Raw genomic sequence first — 13,402 nt, forward strand, 5'->3', positions numbered from 1 at the left:
CTTGCCGACAGGGCGAGAGGCTGCGGGCGAAAGGGCGTGTAGGGCGGCCATCACCCGCGCGACCGGGGCACTGATGTGCTCCATCATGCCGCGTCGCCTCCCCCAAGGGCGGCCTTGCCCAGCTTGTCGACCTCGCCGATCGCCTTCAGCGGGTTCAAGCTGTCGATGCCGTAGTATTCCCGGAGGCGAGCCACCGCAGGCGAAGACACGTCAGAGCCGAAATAGTGAAGGGCGGCGTGGACGTGACGCCTAACGCGCTCGACCAGAGCATCCGCGCCGTCTTGATCATGCTCGAAGTTCTCGTGATCCTGGCAGGCGTCAACCGCCAGCATCAGACAGAACAGCGCTTCCTCCTTGGAAGACGCCTGATACCAGGACGCGGCAAAACACACCGCCTCCATCCTGGCCAGGGCTGCCGCCATGACCTTGTCCGCCTCACTCTTGGCCGGAGAGCCTAGAGGGATATCGCCCACATCGTCGTAGGCGTCGGCGCAGCGCACGGCCTCCGCCATCAGCGTCTGAAGAACCCGCGGAGACTGGGCGTTGGCAGGTCGGGCCGCATTGTCGTCCACCCTGGCTGCAGCCTTCGGCAGCGGCTTCGCGGGGTGGCGAGAGACGGTCACCTCGGCCTTGTGTTGAAGGGTGCCCGCGCCCATCAGGCGGCACTCCTCAGGCCGGCGGCGCGCTCGAATGCCGCAGCCGAGCGATGCAGCTTCAGAGCGCGGAGTGCGTCCCCCTCCGCGAGGGCGGCCCACGCATCGGCGCGGTACATCGCGCCCCACATGGCGACCGAGGCGCGATTGCGCTCCTCCCCCGGCTCCATGCAGTCGCGCCAGCTCCGCAGCAGCAACGAGTGTGCGAACAGTCGGCGGGAACGCTCATTGCGCCGCCGGGCGGCGCGGGACAGGCCGGGGCTCGCGCTGACCGGCCGGACGTTCTGCAGGGGGGAAGGGACGGCGCCGATCGGCGCCTGGACGAAGGTGCCCGGCAGCGGCGCCAGCATGGCGGCGCCCGCGTCACCAAGGCGGGAAAGGATGGAACGCACGGTGGAGGTGCCTCCGGGGTGATTGCTTCCCCAATATCCCCATTACGGGGATGGCACGCAACTAGAAATCGTCGAAATGGGGAACATTATCCCCGGAGCGGGTATGGTCTTGCGCTTCGCTCGACCGTTGTTCCTATAATGTTCTCGTTCAGAGAGGGAGCCTGCCCATGCCCATGTTCGAGCTAAGCCCCGTCCCTTCCATGCGCTGGCATGCCGCATGGGCGCCGGGAACCGTTTACGATTCCTGCGTCGTATCGGCGGAAGACGAGGGGCATGCGCGGCGTTTGGCTGCGCGGTTCTTCGGCCCCAGCCCCACTGCCGAGGTAGCTGGCGAACCTTGGTCGCGAGCTGACCTAGTCTTGGCAAGGCAGCTGAGGAAGCAGGAGGACGGCCCCGAGCCGCCTCTGGGGATGGTGATTCCTATGCTTCCGTTGCAACTTGAGTAGCGCCACGCCGCCCGACGCCTCCCGACGCCTCCCGACGCCTCCCGACGCCTCCCGACGCCTCCCGACGCCGCCCGACGCCTCCCGACGCCGCCCGACGCCTCCCGACGCCGCCCGACGCCGCCCGACGCCTCCCGACGCCTCCCGACGCCTCCCGACGCCGCCCGACGCCTCCCGACGCCGCCCGACGCCTCCCGACGCCGCCCGACGCCGCCCGACGCCGCCCGACGCCTCCCGACGCCGCCCGACGCCGCCCGACGCCGCTCTGTGAGGCGGGAGGGGGGCTTATCCCCCTACGTTCCTGCTGATCCACACCACCCGGCCGAGGATGACGAGGTCCTCCTCCTGCACGCCGCGGGAGGGCTCATAGGCCGGGTTGTCGCTTGCGACGGTGAGGGTCTTGCTCGCCCAGTCGCGCATGATGCGCTTCACCTGGACCTCCTCGCCCGTAGCGATGACGTACATCCCGTCTCGGCCGACCTTGTGCACCGAACGGTCAACTAGGATCTGGTCATCGTTCAGCAGGGTCGGGGACATGCTGTCCCCGGAGACGCGGACCAGCGCCAAATCCTCGAAGCGGGCGCGGGTGACGCGGCGGATGTGCTCCAGGCCGAGGAGGTGCCAGCCTTCCGGCTCCGCATGGTCAGAGTTGAAGGCGCCTGGGCCGGCTGATACCGCTACGTCATAGACGGGCAGGGAGGCGTAGAAGCGCCCTTTGTATTCCACGCCGTCGCTTATAAGTGGGCTGGGAACCGCTGCGGGCCCGGACGGCAACGGGATGGTCTGGACATCCTTGGCGGGTGCGGGCTCGTCAAAGAGAAGCGCCCTCGGCTCGACACCGAGGGCCTCGCAGAGGCGGCCCAGCAGGCTCGCGGTCATCGTCGCCTGGCCGTTCTCAATCCTTGCGATCGTGGCGGGAGATACGTCGGCCCTCCTGGCGACTTCATCCGTAGACAAGCGGAGCGAACGGCGGATCCGGAACAGTCGGCGCCCGGTCGCCTCGTCTGCGTCCTTCTGGCGATCTTCGGCGACTAGCCCCGTAGCCACATCGCTGGAGACTCCTAGAAGCTCCCACCAAGTCGTGTTGAGGGCGGGAGCAAGGCGCATTGCCCACTCACGGCTCAGGCGGCGCTCACCGTTTTCCAGCTTCGATATCTGCTGCGTGGATGTGCCGGCGGCTTCGGCCAGCCTCCCCTGGGAGAGGCCAGCCTGTTCACGGTACACCCGGAGGATCTGGCTGGGGTCAGACGGCATGGCGCATAGTCGCCAATCTGGTGCGGCGCGCTAGAACCACCTTGGGGAATTTGCGTTGACAGGTGATCCCCAAAACGGGGATATTCGCCGTTATGGACCTGCGCACCTTTCTCGACCAGCATTCCGTTGGCCCGACCGCCTTCGCGCGGCAGATCGGCGTGGGTCTCTCGACCCTGTACCGGTACATGGCCAAGGAGCGAATCCCCCGCCGTGAGGTGATGCTTCGGATCACCAAGGCGACGGGCGGTTCGGTCACGTCCAACGATTTCTTTTATGCGGAGTGCGTCAACGGTTCGCCTGAGCCGTCGCTTCCGCCCGCTCAAGGTCGGACGGAGTGACCTCCGATCCGATCCAACCGAAACCCGGGTGGTGGATGGCGGCCAGCATCTTGCCGCCATCCTCCGCCTGCAGGTGGAAGCCCGCACCGACCAGGATGCGGCTGCCCGGGAACATGACCGGCAGCCGGCGGGGCTCCATCCCCGCGCGGCACGCCATCAGGTCCTCGATCAGGGCTTCCAGCTCCGCGGCATCCAACTCCCGGTCGATCGTCACGACGGCGGTCTTCCGGTCCGCTGCGATACCGCATTCCATCTGCATCACGCTCTCCTCTGTCCAAACGGTTGGCGCTCTCAACAGGCCCAACCTTGGCAGGGGAGTTGTTCGAGGTGTCCAACAAGTCGTGTCAGCGCTCGAACAGATCGTTCGAGGGGGCAGAGATGTCTTGCACTGTTCCTGATGAGATCCGCGCCATCGTTCGGAGTGCGGCCGAGCCGTGCCCGCCTGGCGACAGTGTCAAAGGGGCCATCAGCCGCGCTGCTCGTGCGCTGGGCCTCAGTTACAGCCGCGCCCGCGCGCACTGGTACGGCCTCGCCCGCCTGATCCCGGCGGAAGAGGCTGACGCTCTGCGCGAGGCAAGAATCCAACTGATCCGTGACCGAGCCGCGCGTCTCCGCGCCGAGCTCGTCGCGCTCGAAGCCGAGGAAAAGTCACATGACATGGGTCTGGCTCAGGGCTTCGGACCTGCTTCTCTGGTTGGGCGAGGGCCTGATCGCCGCGGGGGAGACGTGCCTGCGGATCGCCAAGAGGCGGCGTGACAGGAGCCGCCGATGAGCGGCGCCGGGTTCCCCCGGCACGATCCGGCATCCGTGCCGGGTCAGGCCGGCAGCGAGGCGGGCGGCGTGCCGGGGGAACCCGGCCGCACGGCGGCGCGCCGCCGGGGTGCACCGGCTGGTGAGGGCGGATCCTGCCGCGGCGCTCCTTCCGCCGGCAAGGTTTTCCCCTTGGAGGGGGTAAACCCCCGCCCAGCCACGCCCGTCGCCGCCCGGATCTACCTCGGCGAGCAGGGCGTCAGGGACAAGCTGCAGGAAGCCTGCGACCTGGCCGGCGGTCAGCGTCGCTGGGCGGAGGCCCATGGCCTCAGCGAGAGCAGCGTCTCCGACACCCTGCGGGCCGTCCAGGCGCCCGGCCAGCGCATCCTGAAGGCGCTCGGCCTGGCGCGCGTCACCCGCTACGTCGACACCCGGAGGTCCAACGGATGAGCGCTTCGGAGATTTCCGAAGTTCCGCAGGGCAAGGATGGCTCGACCTATCCGCCGCCTATGACGCCTCCAGAGTGCGACCTCCGAGGTATGCCGTACATGCCCCTCGATGTGGTGCGCCTGATCGACAGCGACCTCTTCGCGCTTTCCACCGGGGACGAGTTCAAGGCGGCCGTGGCGCTCTGGTGCAAAGCCTTCCTGCAGAGGCCCGCCGGCAGCCTGCCGGACGATGACCGCATCCTGGCCCATCTGAGCGCCGCCGGTGCGCGCTGGGCCAAGGTGAAGGAAATGGCGCTGCGCGGCTGGGTCCTCTGCGCAGACGGCCGTCTCTATCACCCCGTGGTGGCCGAGAAGGTCGTGGACGCTTGGCAGGCGCGCCTCTCCCAGCGTGCTCGGACCGAGGCGGCGCGCGCGGCCAAGGCGGCTCGCAAGGCTGACCACACCAGCGTCAAGCCGGGGGCAGGGGGTGTCTCCTCGCGTCCTGTGACAGGCCCGCTTGCTGCTTCTGTCGCAAGCTCTGTCACAGACGATGTGACAAGCTCCAAGGGAGAGGGAAGGGAGAGTAAAGGGATAGAAGAAAGAGAAGATTCTCCGCTTCGCTACGAATCTTCCCCCCCTAACCCCCCGCAAGCGGGGGGCACGCCGGAACTGTTCGAGCCTGAGGCGCTGGAAGCCCGCAGCGGCCGCATTGGCGGCGACGCTGCCGGGAGGGCAGCCCGTCGCAAGGGCTTCGACGACGCCCGAATGATGGCCGTGGTGGAGGCCTGGAACGACAGCGTGCAGGGGCGGATGCCGAAGGCGCACGGCTTGGCGAAAAAGGGCCGGCGAGAGCTGATCGCCAAAGCGCTCGACCGCAGCGGGGGCAAGGTCGGCGCGCTGCGGGACCTATTCCTGGCGTGCGCAGCCTCCCCCCACCATCGCGGCGAGAATGAGCGCGAGTGGGCAGCCTCCCTCGACTGGCTGCTGAACCCGCGCATCCGGGACGAGAAGGCCGAGGCTTGGGGCGTGGACTGGAGCCAGGGGGCCGAGGACAGCCAGCCCGAGGCGCCCGCGCCGATGTTCAACGGATTTGGAGGGATGCACTGATGGCTCGCCGCATTGACGGGCGGAACTTCATCGTTGGTGATGATCTGGCCGACATCTTCGCGGAGGCTGGCATCTCGCCCGGCCGCGCCCGCCTGAGCCCCGGCAGGAACGTCAAGGTCCGGTGCCCGGCCTGCCAAGCCCGGGACGAGGACAGCCTGTCTGTGAAGATCGACGCCGACGGGCAGGGGGCCGCCTGGCATTGCTTCCGGGGAACGTGCGGGGGTTCCTGGATCGTCCCAGGCTCTGGTCGGGTCGAGGGGGCCGACCAGCACCGCCGGGACGCGATTTCTAGCCTGCCTGAGCGCCGTTTGGTGGTGTCCCCGGTACCTGACAGCCCGGACGATCAAAAACGCCCTGGCGGCCTTCTGCGGCTCTTTCAGCAGCGTGGCATCTCCGAAGAGACTCTCGGCGCCTTCGGCGTCTATGGGACCTCGCGAGAGTGGCCGATGCTGGACGAAGCCGGCAAGCCCGTGAAGGACGGTGCGGGCAAGGTGCTGTGGGGGCCGGCGCCGACGATCGTCTTCCCCTACCTTCTGGGCGGGGAACTGGTGAACCGCAAGTTCCGCTCCGACCGGAAGCAGTTCGCCCAGGATAGGGACGCGCTCCGTAGCCTGTACAACGTCGACGCCGTGGAAAGCCCGGACATGCTGCTCTGGGTGGAAGGCGAGATGGATGTTCTCGCCTGCTGGGAGGCTGGGCTGCGGCAGGTGGTCAGCCTTCCCGACGGGGCACCCTCCAAGCTGCTCGAAGAGGACGACCCCAGGCGCCAGGACGATGCCCGCTTCGAGGCGCTGCAGACCTGCGCCGACCAGCTCGCGGGGATCGAGCGGATCTATATCGGCACGGATATGGATGTGCCGGGCAACTACCTGGCGGAGGAGCTGGCGCGCCGGCTCGGGCGAATCCGCTGCTGGCGAGTGACCTGGCCAGAGGGATGCAAGGACGCCAACGAGACCCTGGTGAAGCTTGGGCCTGAGGCAGTGCAAAGGGCGGTGGCAGAGGCGCAGCCCATGCCGCTCGCCGGCATCTTCGACATGCCGCCGGGCACGCTTCGGGAGTTTCTGCACAGCGGGAAGGGTGAGGCGGGTCTCGGAAGCGGGATCGCAACCCTCGACGAAATCGCGAAGCTGCCCCAGGGCAGCGGTTGGCTGACCGTGCTCACTGGGGTCCCGAGCCATGGCAAGTCCAGCTTCCTGCGCACCTGGCTGACCTTCATCGCCATGAAGCATCGCATCGGCATCGTCTGGTGCAGCCCCGAGGACAACCGGCCCGAGACCCTGGCGCTCCGGCTGTGCTCGGTGATCCTGAAGCAGCCCATGAAGTCGGCCGGCGCCTATGTGCCGAGCGACATGCTGGCCAGGGCCGAGGACTTCATCCGCGAGCATGTGACCTTCCTCTGGTCCAACGACCCCGATGTCGAAATGTCCCTCGACTGGGTGCTGAAGCGGGCTGAGGAGGCGAAGAAGCGCCACAAGCGGAACCTGCTCGTCCTCGACCCCTGGAACGAGTTCGAGCATCAGTTCACCCGGCACGAGACCGAGACCCAGTACACGGGCCGTTGGCTGCGCAAGCTGAAGGCATGGGGCCGTGCCGAGGGCATGGGCATCCTGATCGCCGCCCACCCCACGAAGATGCTCAAGGATCCCAAAAAGGGCTACCCGGTCGCCGACGGCTACGACATCAATGGCGGCGCCAACTGGTTCAACAAGGCCGACCTCGGCCTCACGGTCTACCGACGGGAAGAAGGCTTCCCCGAGATCCACTGCTGGAAGGCCCGCTTCGAGGCTTTCGGCAAGCGCCACGAACATGCTCGCCTGGTTCTGGACCCGCGGAGCGGCCGGCTGGCCAGCCCGGGGCGAGCGGACTCCATCACCGACCCCATGGGAGGCTACGCATGACCAAAAGGATTCCAGCGGCTAATGCCATGATCGGCTTTAACCTGTCTCTCGGCGGGCGGGTAAAAGACGTGGTCGTTCTCCGTGATGGCCGTGGCAAGGAGTGGAGCCGAACAGGTACTCCTCAGGCTTGGCGCGACTCTCGCATGTCTGAAGGCGCATGCTCCACCAACTGGCTCAATGGCGAGCATGAGAACACGCCGGAATGGGTCTTCAGCAGCATGATGTGCTTTTGGGGCTTTGCTGACAGTGGCGAGGCGGAGCGGGCCATTGCGGCTTTTGCCAAGATCGAAGAATGCGCATGGGCTCGCGCCATGATGCCCTTGGTTCCGCCCGACAAGATTCAGTGGAGGCTCGCATGATGGCCGCGCAGCCGATGACCCTGGCGGAGATCGAGGCCGATCCCGTGCCGCTGATCCGGCGCTGCATGGAGGCCTATCCGGGCCTCTGGTGGGGCTCGCACCTGGCCAGGCAGGAGCCGGTCACCCAGACCGGTCAGGATCTGCGCCAGATGCGCGAGGAGGACCGCGCGGAGACGCTAGGCGTGCAGGGGCAGCAGCAGGTGATCCGCGCCGCCCAGTTCCTGGCCCAGGCGCCGCGCACCGCCACCGTGAACCGCAAGCGCGGTACCTACGCCTGGAAGCATGCGGCGGAGCGCTGGCACGAGCGGCGCGGTACACCGGCCTACGTGGGGGAGGGCGCCTTCCTGATCGCCGCCATCGGCATGGGCCTCATTGCCAAGCCCCGCGGGCCGCATCACCTGCTCAACCTGTCCGAGGCCGGGTGGATCGACAGCAACCCCGAATGGCGAGCCCCTCGCCGGAGGCGCGGCCAATGAATACCGGGAAAGAGCGGCTGCGGCCGGCGCCGATCGCCCAGAGCCCCATGACCCGCGTCGCCGGCGTGGTGAAGCTGGATGGTGGCCCGCGCCCCTTCTGCATGACGGATCGGGACCGGGCGGAGATGCTGTCGACGGCCCTGACCAATGATGTGGCGGGCGCCATCACCCGGCCCAGCGGCACAGCGGCCGACAAGCGCCGGCCTGATCCTTCAAGCACCAGCTGGGACGGGCGCCAGCAAGCCGCGGCTGCCGAGCTCGGCCGGCTGTGGCGGACCTCGCTGCGCGGGCGCAGCTTCCCGATGGGATACGGTGGCGGGCACAAGCTGGGAGAGCCCGACCCCTCGGAGGCTGCGGTCTGTCAGGACGCATGGAATCGCTACTGCGAGGCCATGGAGGAGGTGAAGCGACGGTGCAGCGCCAGGCATGAGCAGATGCTGCGCCTGTCGGTCGTCTATGAGGAGCCCGTTCGCCTCGACACGGCATGGATGGTGCGGGAGGCGCTCAGCTTCTTGGCCGACCATTGGCGGCTGAGAAATCGTTGACGAGGCGATTCGCGGCCACTATATGAAACGACGGGCGGGGAGAATTGCGCCCGCTACACAGCGCCTGAGGCCACAAGCCTCGGGCGTTTTCCGTTTTAGGGGGTCCGATGCCGGGTGATCCCTTCTACCGCTCGCCCTTCTGGCGGGCCCTGAGGGCATCGGCCCTGAAGCGCGACGGCCACCGTTGCACCACCCCAGGCTGCGGTTCCACAAAGCGGCTGACGGTGGACCACATTGTCTCTCGCCGCGCCGGCGGGGCTGACACCCTGCCCAACCTCATCACCCGCTGCCAGGACTGCGACAACCAGGTCAAGGAACAGGCAGGGGCGAGGCGTGGACAGGGTCTGCCCAGGGCCCGGGGGTGCGACGCCTCCGGCCGACCTCTCGACCCTCTGCACCCATGGAACGCGGCCCGAAAGGCAGGATGACCAAGCCCCTTCCAAGCCCCGCGTTGGGCGCATGGGGAGGGGGGATCGAATCTTTGGGGCGCATGGGTGGCTGGACCGGCCCGGGGTTGATTTCGCGCAGGGAGCAAAAATCGAAGGGGGGGTTACCGGTCGGGCCCGCCCGTAGCGAGCCGGTTTCGCCGGATCTGGAGCTGGAAAATGGCCCTCGGAGTGATTGCCGGGCCGGGAATGGACATCGAAGAGCCCCTCTGGGAGCTCCTGATCCCCGATCGGCCGGACGGATTGTCGGCTCCACTGCGCGAGGTGGCACATCGGGAGTGGGTTCGGGTCACCGCTGAGTTGCGGGAGACGCAGACCCTCGCCGCCGTGAACCGCCACGCCGTGCAGCGCCTGGTCCTCGCTTATGTCCGGTACGACGCCGCGGCGGCGATGGTCATGCGTGACGGCGCAGTGGTGGAAAGCCCGAGAACAAAGGTGCCCCAGCTGAACCTGTGGCAGGTCGAGATGAGGCAGGCGGATTCCGATGCCACGGGCGCGGAAATGGAGCTCTGCCTGAGCCCTCGCCGTCGCAGCGCAGCAGGCAAGGTGCAGCGGAAGGTCAAACGTGCCACGGCAGCGGACACCTACCTCAGGGGAGCGGGCGGCTGATCCGACTACCGCTTGGGCGCAAGATGTCCTCTCGGGCCGGATCATAGCCGGCGAGCTGGTCAAGCACGCCGCCGAGCGCCATGTGCGAGACCTTCGGGACGGCCCGAAGCGCGGCCTCCACTGGAGTCCCGAGCAGGCGGCGCGGGCCGTCAACTTCTTCCCTGCCGTGCTGAGCATCACGGAGGGCGCAAAGGCAGGGAAGCCCTTCGACCTACTGCCCTGGCACCTCTTCACCGTCGGCAATCTGTTCGGATGGCGGCGTCCTGATGGTCTCCGACGCTACCGCACCGCCTGGCTAGAGACGGGCAAGGGGCAGGCGAAAAGCCCACTGATGGCGGGGGTTGGCCTGTACATCATGGGGTTCTGCGGCATCCAACGCGCCGAAGTCTACGCGATCGCAGGAAGCAAGGACCAGGCGAACGTCCTATTCAAGGACGGGGTCGCCATGTGTCGCGCGCCGATTCCGGGCGATGAGGATAGCGCCTCCCTGGAGGAGAAGGGTGCGGTCGTCATCCGCGGTACGGGTGACATGGCCTGGAAGATCGAGCACCCGGATAGCGGGTCGAAGTTCCAGAGCTTGGCCGACGGAGAGACGGTGTCCGGTCCGCGCCCGGCCGCCGTGCTGGCGGATGAAATCCACGAGTTCAAGTCGGCCGCGGCTATCGATCTATGGCAGGCCGCCATCACCAAAATGAGCGGCGACCCGCTGATGATGCTCGGGACGAATACCCCAGCAGCGGACCAGCACGTCGGAACAGAGCAATCGGAATACTACCAGAACGTGGCGCGCGGCGTTTTCAAGGATGACACGTCTTTCGCTTTCGTCGCCCGCACGGACCCTGGCGACAATCCTCTCGACGATGAGTCCTGCTGGCCGAAGTCGCTGCCGGCCCTCGGAATTACCTATCCGGTCGAGAATGTTCGATCCGAGGTGAACAAGGCCCGCGGCCTCGCCAGCAAGGCGCTCACTGTAAAGCGCTTGTTCTTTGGCATCCCGGTGGGATCCTCGGCCTACTGGATCGATGAGGACCTGTGGGACAGCGCCCTTGGCGAGGTGCTCGAGGCGGATCTGCGCGACTGCCCTTGCTGGCTGGGCATCGACCCTTCGCAGCGGAATGACCTGACCGCCCTGGCTGCCGTGTGGCGGAAGGCGGGGCGCTACGCTGCCAAGGTGTTCTACTGGAAGCCGCGAGAAGGCCTTGCGGACGCGGAGGTGCGCGATAAGGCGCCGTACACGCAATGGGCCGAGCAACGGCTGCTGAATGCGATCCCCGGACGGGGGATCAAGATGGGCTTCATCGTGTCGGAGGTCGCCCGCCTCGTGGCGGAGAATCAGGTGGAGGCGATGGCCTTCGACCTGGCGCACTTCTCGGGCTTCCGTGAAGCGGCTGAGCTCGGCGGGCTGGCGACCTGGGAATATCAGGGCCCAGAAGAGCCGGCCGGCTCTGGACTGAAGATGATCCGGCACGCGCAGGGCGCCAAAGGCCTGCACTCGGAAAAGCAGCTCTGGATGCCGCGGTCGGTGCAGGCGCTCGAGGACATGATCCGCAATGGTGAGATCACGATCGACGACAGCCCTGTCACCCGGTGGTGCTCCGGCAATGCCATGCTGAACTCTGATGGCCAAGGCAATCGGTTCTTCGACAAGAAGCGAAGTCTGGGTCGCATCGATGGAATGACGGCGCTTGCCATGGCGGTGGGCGCGTCCACGACAGCCGCGCAGGCAACGGCGCTTTCGTTCTGGGAAACAATGTGAGCGGCGGGAGGCCGGACGAATGGGGTTCTGGTCCCGCCTGATAGGCCGGGAGGAGCGCGCCGCGTCGTTTTCCGACACGCTCGATCTTCTTCGCGGCATCCTGGCCGGTGGCCGGTCGACCAAGAGCGGAAGCACGGTCAACGTCACAACGGCGCTGCAAGTCACCACGGTCCTGGCTGGTGCGCGCGTGCTGGCTGAGGATGTGTCTGGGCTGCCGCTGAAGGTGGTCAGGCAGACTGACGACAGGCGGACCTACCTCTCTGAGGATCCGCTGCAGCAGCTTCTGGACTTCCCGAATGAATGGCAGACCGGTCGCGAGTTCCGCGAGCAGATGATGCTGCATGCCGTGCTATGCGGGAACGGTATTGCCTGGAAGAACATCGTCCGCGGCGAGGTCCGCGAACTGCTTCCGCTTCACCCTGGCTGGTGCACCACTGAGCAGAATCAAGACTGGGGCATCGTCCACAAGGTGAGGTTGCCGGATGGGACCAGCCTCACATTGAGGCCGGCTGATGTCCTCCATCTGCGCGGGCCGAGCTGGTCGGGCTTCTCTGGTTTGGAGGTCCTTAATTTGGCGAGAGAGGCTATCGGCCTCGCGATTGCGACCGAGAACGCTCATGCCAAGCTTCATCAGAATGGCCTGCAGACGACCGGGACCTATTCCGTCGATGGCGCATTGAACGAGACGCAGTTCAAGCAACTGCGGGCATACATCGAGGCCCACTATGCCGGGCCGCAGAACGCTGGCCGACCGCTGCTCTTGGATCGATCGGCAAAGTTTGCTGCCTCATCCATGAGTGGCGTCGACGCGCAGCACCTCGAGACCCGCAAGTTCCAGATCGAAGAGATCGCGCGGGCGCTTCGGGTCTTCCCGCAGATGATCGGCTATTCCGACAAGGCCAGCACCTTCGCGTCGGCCGAAGCCTTTTTCCTGGCGCATGTGAAGTACAGCCTCATGCCCTGGATCGACCGCTGGGAAGGCGTAATCAAGCGCGATCTGATCGGCCGGGACCGCGTCGGAGTGCGGGTCAAGCACAACGTGGCGGCGCTCGAGCGGGCGGACATCAAGACCCGGTATGCGGCCTACGGCCAGGGCATCAAGGACGGCTGGCTGCTGCGGAATGAAGCACGCGGCTGGGAGGACCTGGACGAGATCCCAGGCCTCAGCGAGCCGCTGCAGCCGCTGAACATGGCAACGCCTGGCAGCGAGGGCGATCAGCAGGACGATGCTCTGGACGCTGGAGGCCAGCCGACGAAGGGCCGCCGCCCTTTCGGCGCCAGGGCCTTCATTCCGAATCAGCCCCGCGGGGCTGACGGGCGCTGGGTCAGCAGCGGGAGCAACCCCCGGCAGATCAAGCGCTTCCACAATCGCGCCAAGCGCAGCCGTAGGGCCGGCAAGGTCAGCGTCCACATGGTGGGGCTGGTCAGCTCGGCCAACGCCGCCAACGTCCTGGCAGCGACCGGCCTGACCGTCGTCGGCCTGCGGCGGACCATGGGCAGCGACAATGTGCTGCATGCCCTGCGTCAGCATGGCGATCGGGTGAAGGAAAGCCGCCGGGGCCAAGTGGCCATCACCGCGGCCGATCTGGGGCGGGTGCCTCGTATCGTCGCGGCGGCAACGCGGATTGAGCGAGGCAAGAATGCCGCCAGCGGCCCGAGCTATGTCTACACGGCCCGGCTTGGCCGCTTCGAGTACACCTATGTGGAGCAGCTGCGGCGCGGCCAGGGAACCGTCACCTTCAAGACGCTGTGGAAGCGGCGAATTTGAGGGGAGATGGACCGGGCCCCCATCGTGCGCGCGCCAGATTGCTCTGGCTGGCCTGAGGCGAACGTCCGGAACGCACCCGGTCCTTCCGACAATCTAGGAGCTACGGCGGCCAATCTCAAGCGGATTGGACGCACGGCCTGCTGAGCCTCATGCCCGGCGCCGAAGCGCTGTCCATCGGCA

At 66.9% G+C, this 13,402-nt stretch carries 15 protein-coding genes; 11 read left to right on the top strand and 4 right to left on the bottom strand.

All coding sequences use genetic code 11. The features are described 5' to 3' along the window. Nucleotides 1-83 precede the first annotated feature (83 nt). The 3 genes from QE401_RS20065 to QE401_RS20075 all read right to left on the bottom strand — a co-directional run bounded on the left by QE401_RS20065 (nucleotide 84) and on the right by QE401_RS20075 (nucleotide 2,742). Nucleotides 84-656, bottom strand: a complete 573-nt coding sequence (locus tag QE401_RS20065) for a hypothetical protein (protein WP_307139863.1) — start codon at nucleotides 654-656, stop codon at nucleotides 84-86. Further along, entirely contained in the window at nucleotides 656-1,045 is a 390-nt protein-coding gene (locus QE401_RS20070; protein ID WP_307139864.1) for a hypothetical protein, read from the bottom strand. Before QE401_RS20070 ends, QE401_RS20065 begins: the two co-directional genes overlap by 1 nt. 728 nt (nucleotides 1,046-1,773) lie before the next feature. Continuing rightward, nucleotides 1,774-2,742 carry an XRE family transcriptional regulator gene (locus QE401_RS20075; protein ID WP_307139865.1) on the bottom strand — a complete coding sequence of 323 codons (969 nt, stop codon included), beginning with the start codon at nucleotides 2,740-2,742 and terminating at the stop codon, nucleotides 1,774-1,776. A gap of 92 nt (nucleotides 2,743-2,834) precedes the next feature. Between QE401_RS20075 and QE401_RS20080 the strand changes: the two genes are divergently transcribed. After that, nucleotides 2,835-3,080 (top strand): helix-turn-helix domain-containing protein, encoded by a 246-nt coding sequence (locus tag QE401_RS20080; protein ID WP_307139866.1) that lies wholly within the window; start codon nucleotides 2,835-2,837, stop codon nucleotides 3,078-3,080. Here the strand turns inward: QE401_RS20080 and QE401_RS20085 are convergent. Beyond that, nucleotides 3,028-3,339, bottom strand: a complete 312-nt coding sequence (locus QE401_RS20085) for a hypothetical protein (protein ID WP_307139867.1) — start codon at nucleotides 3,337-3,339, stop codon at nucleotides 3,028-3,030. The genes QE401_RS20080 and QE401_RS20085 overlap by 53 nt on opposite strands. A gap of 683 nt (nucleotides 3,340-4,022) precedes the next feature. On the opposite strand from QE401_RS20085, the gene QE401_RS20090 reads away from it, so the two are divergent. The 10 genes from QE401_RS20090 to QE401_RS20135 all read left to right on the top strand — a co-directional run bounded on the left by QE401_RS20090 (nucleotide 4,023) and on the right by QE401_RS20135 (nucleotide 13,222). After that, entirely contained in the window at nucleotides 4,023-4,280 is a 258-nt protein-coding gene (locus QE401_RS20090; RefSeq protein ID WP_307139868.1) for a hypothetical protein, read from the top strand. Nucleotides 4,281-4,378: 98 nt separating this feature from the next. Next, on the top strand, nucleotides 4,379-5,365 hold the full coding sequence (locus QE401_RS20095; protein ID WP_307139869.1) for a DUF1376 domain-containing protein: 987 nt from the start codon (nucleotides 4,379-4,381) through the stop codon (nucleotides 5,363-5,365). Further along, nucleotides 5,365-7,263 carry a toprim domain-containing protein gene (locus QE401_RS20100; protein WP_307139870.1) on the top strand — a complete coding sequence of 633 codons (1,899 nt, stop codon included), beginning with the start codon at nucleotides 5,365-5,367 and terminating at the stop codon, nucleotides 7,261-7,263. Before QE401_RS20095 ends, QE401_RS20100 begins: the two co-directional genes overlap by 1 nt. Then, a complete protein-coding gene (locus QE401_RS20105; protein ID WP_307139871.1) occupies nucleotides 7,260-7,622 on the top strand; it encodes a hypothetical protein in 363 nt (120 codons plus the stop codon). The genes QE401_RS20100 and QE401_RS20105 overlap by 4 nt, the downstream gene beginning before the upstream one ends. Continuing rightward, nucleotides 7,619-8,098, top strand: coding sequence for a hypothetical protein (locus QE401_RS20110; RefSeq protein WP_307139872.1), 480 nt, complete (start codon nucleotides 7,619-7,621; stop codon nucleotides 8,096-8,098). Before QE401_RS20105 ends, QE401_RS20110 begins: the two co-directional genes overlap by 4 nt. Then, nucleotides 8,065-8,643, top strand: a complete 579-nt coding sequence (locus QE401_RS20115; protein ID WP_307139873.1) for a hypothetical protein — start codon at nucleotides 8,065-8,067, stop codon at nucleotides 8,641-8,643. The genes QE401_RS20110 and QE401_RS20115 overlap by 34 nt, the downstream gene beginning before the upstream one ends. 107 nt (nucleotides 8,644-8,750) lie before the next feature. After that, nucleotides 8,751-9,071: an HNH endonuclease gene (locus QE401_RS20120; RefSeq protein WP_307139874.1), complete on the top strand. Its 321-nt coding sequence runs from the start codon at nucleotides 8,751-8,753 to the stop codon at nucleotides 9,069-9,071. 177 nt (nucleotides 9,072-9,248) lie between these two features. After that, nucleotides 9,249-9,698, top strand: a complete 450-nt coding sequence (locus tag QE401_RS20125) for a P27 family phage terminase small subunit (RefSeq protein ID WP_307139875.1) — start codon at nucleotides 9,249-9,251, stop codon at nucleotides 9,696-9,698. Between the two features lie 166 nt (nucleotides 9,699-9,864). Next, the gene (locus tag QE401_RS20130) at nucleotides 9,865-11,454 is read left to right on the top strand and encodes a terminase large subunit (RefSeq protein ID WP_307139876.1); all 1,590 of its coding nucleotides are present in this window, start codon (nucleotides 9,865-9,867) and stop codon (nucleotides 11,452-11,454) included. A 19-nt stretch (nucleotides 11,455-11,473) separates the two neighbouring features. After that, nucleotides 11,474-13,222 (top strand): phage portal protein, encoded by a 1,749-nt coding sequence (locus QE401_RS20135; protein ID WP_307139877.1) that lies wholly within the window; start codon nucleotides 11,474-11,476, stop codon nucleotides 13,220-13,222. Nucleotides 13,223-13,402 lie beyond the last annotated feature (180 nt).

Origin of the sequence: Pseudoroseomonas cervicalis (assembly GCF_030818485.1) — a bacterium.
GTDB lineage: Bacteria > Pseudomonadota > Alphaproteobacteria > Acetobacterales > Acetobacteraceae > Pseudoroseomonas > Pseudoroseomonas cervicalis_A.

Coding starts and splice junctions, on each gene's coding strand:
- QE401_RS20135 (WP_307139877.1), top strand. CDS start 11,474: ATGGGGTTCTGGTCCCGCCTGATAGGCCGGGAGGAGCGCGCCGCGTCG.
- QE401_RS20065 (WP_307139863.1), bottom strand. CDS start 656: ATGGGCGCGGGCACCCTTCAACACAAGGCCGAGGTGACCGTCTCTCGC.
- QE401_RS20100 (WP_307139870.1), top strand. CDS start 5,365: ATGGCTCGCCGCATTGACGGGCGGAACTTCATCGTTGGTGATGATCTG.
- QE401_RS20125 (WP_307139875.1), top strand. CDS start 9,249: ATGGCCCTCGGAGTGATTGCCGGGCCGGGAATGGACATCGAAGAGCCC.
- QE401_RS20075 (WP_307139865.1), bottom strand. CDS start 2,742: ATGCCGTCTGACCCCAGCCAGATCCTCCGGGTGTACCGTGAACAGGCT.
- QE401_RS20080 (WP_307139866.1), top strand. CDS start 2,835: ATGGACCTGCGCACCTTTCTCGACCAGCATTCCGTTGGCCCGACCGCC.
- QE401_RS20105 (WP_307139871.1), top strand. CDS start 7,260: ATGACCAAAAGGATTCCAGCGGCTAATGCCATGATCGGCTTTAACCTG.
- QE401_RS20115 (WP_307139873.1), top strand. CDS start 8,065: ATGGCGAGCCCCTCGCCGGAGGCGCGGCCAATGAATACCGGGAAAGAG.
- QE401_RS20085 (WP_307139867.1), bottom strand. CDS start 3,339: ATGCAGATGGAATGCGGTATCGCAGCGGACCGGAAGACCGCCGTCGTG.
- QE401_RS20120 (WP_307139874.1), top strand. CDS start 8,751: ATGCCGGGTGATCCCTTCTACCGCTCGCCCTTCTGGCGGGCCCTGAGG.
- QE401_RS20110 (WP_307139872.1), top strand. CDS start 7,619: ATGATGGCCGCGCAGCCGATGACCCTGGCGGAGATCGAGGCCGATCCC.
- QE401_RS20095 (WP_307139869.1), top strand. CDS start 4,379: ATGCCCCTCGATGTGGTGCGCCTGATCGACAGCGACCTCTTCGCGCTT.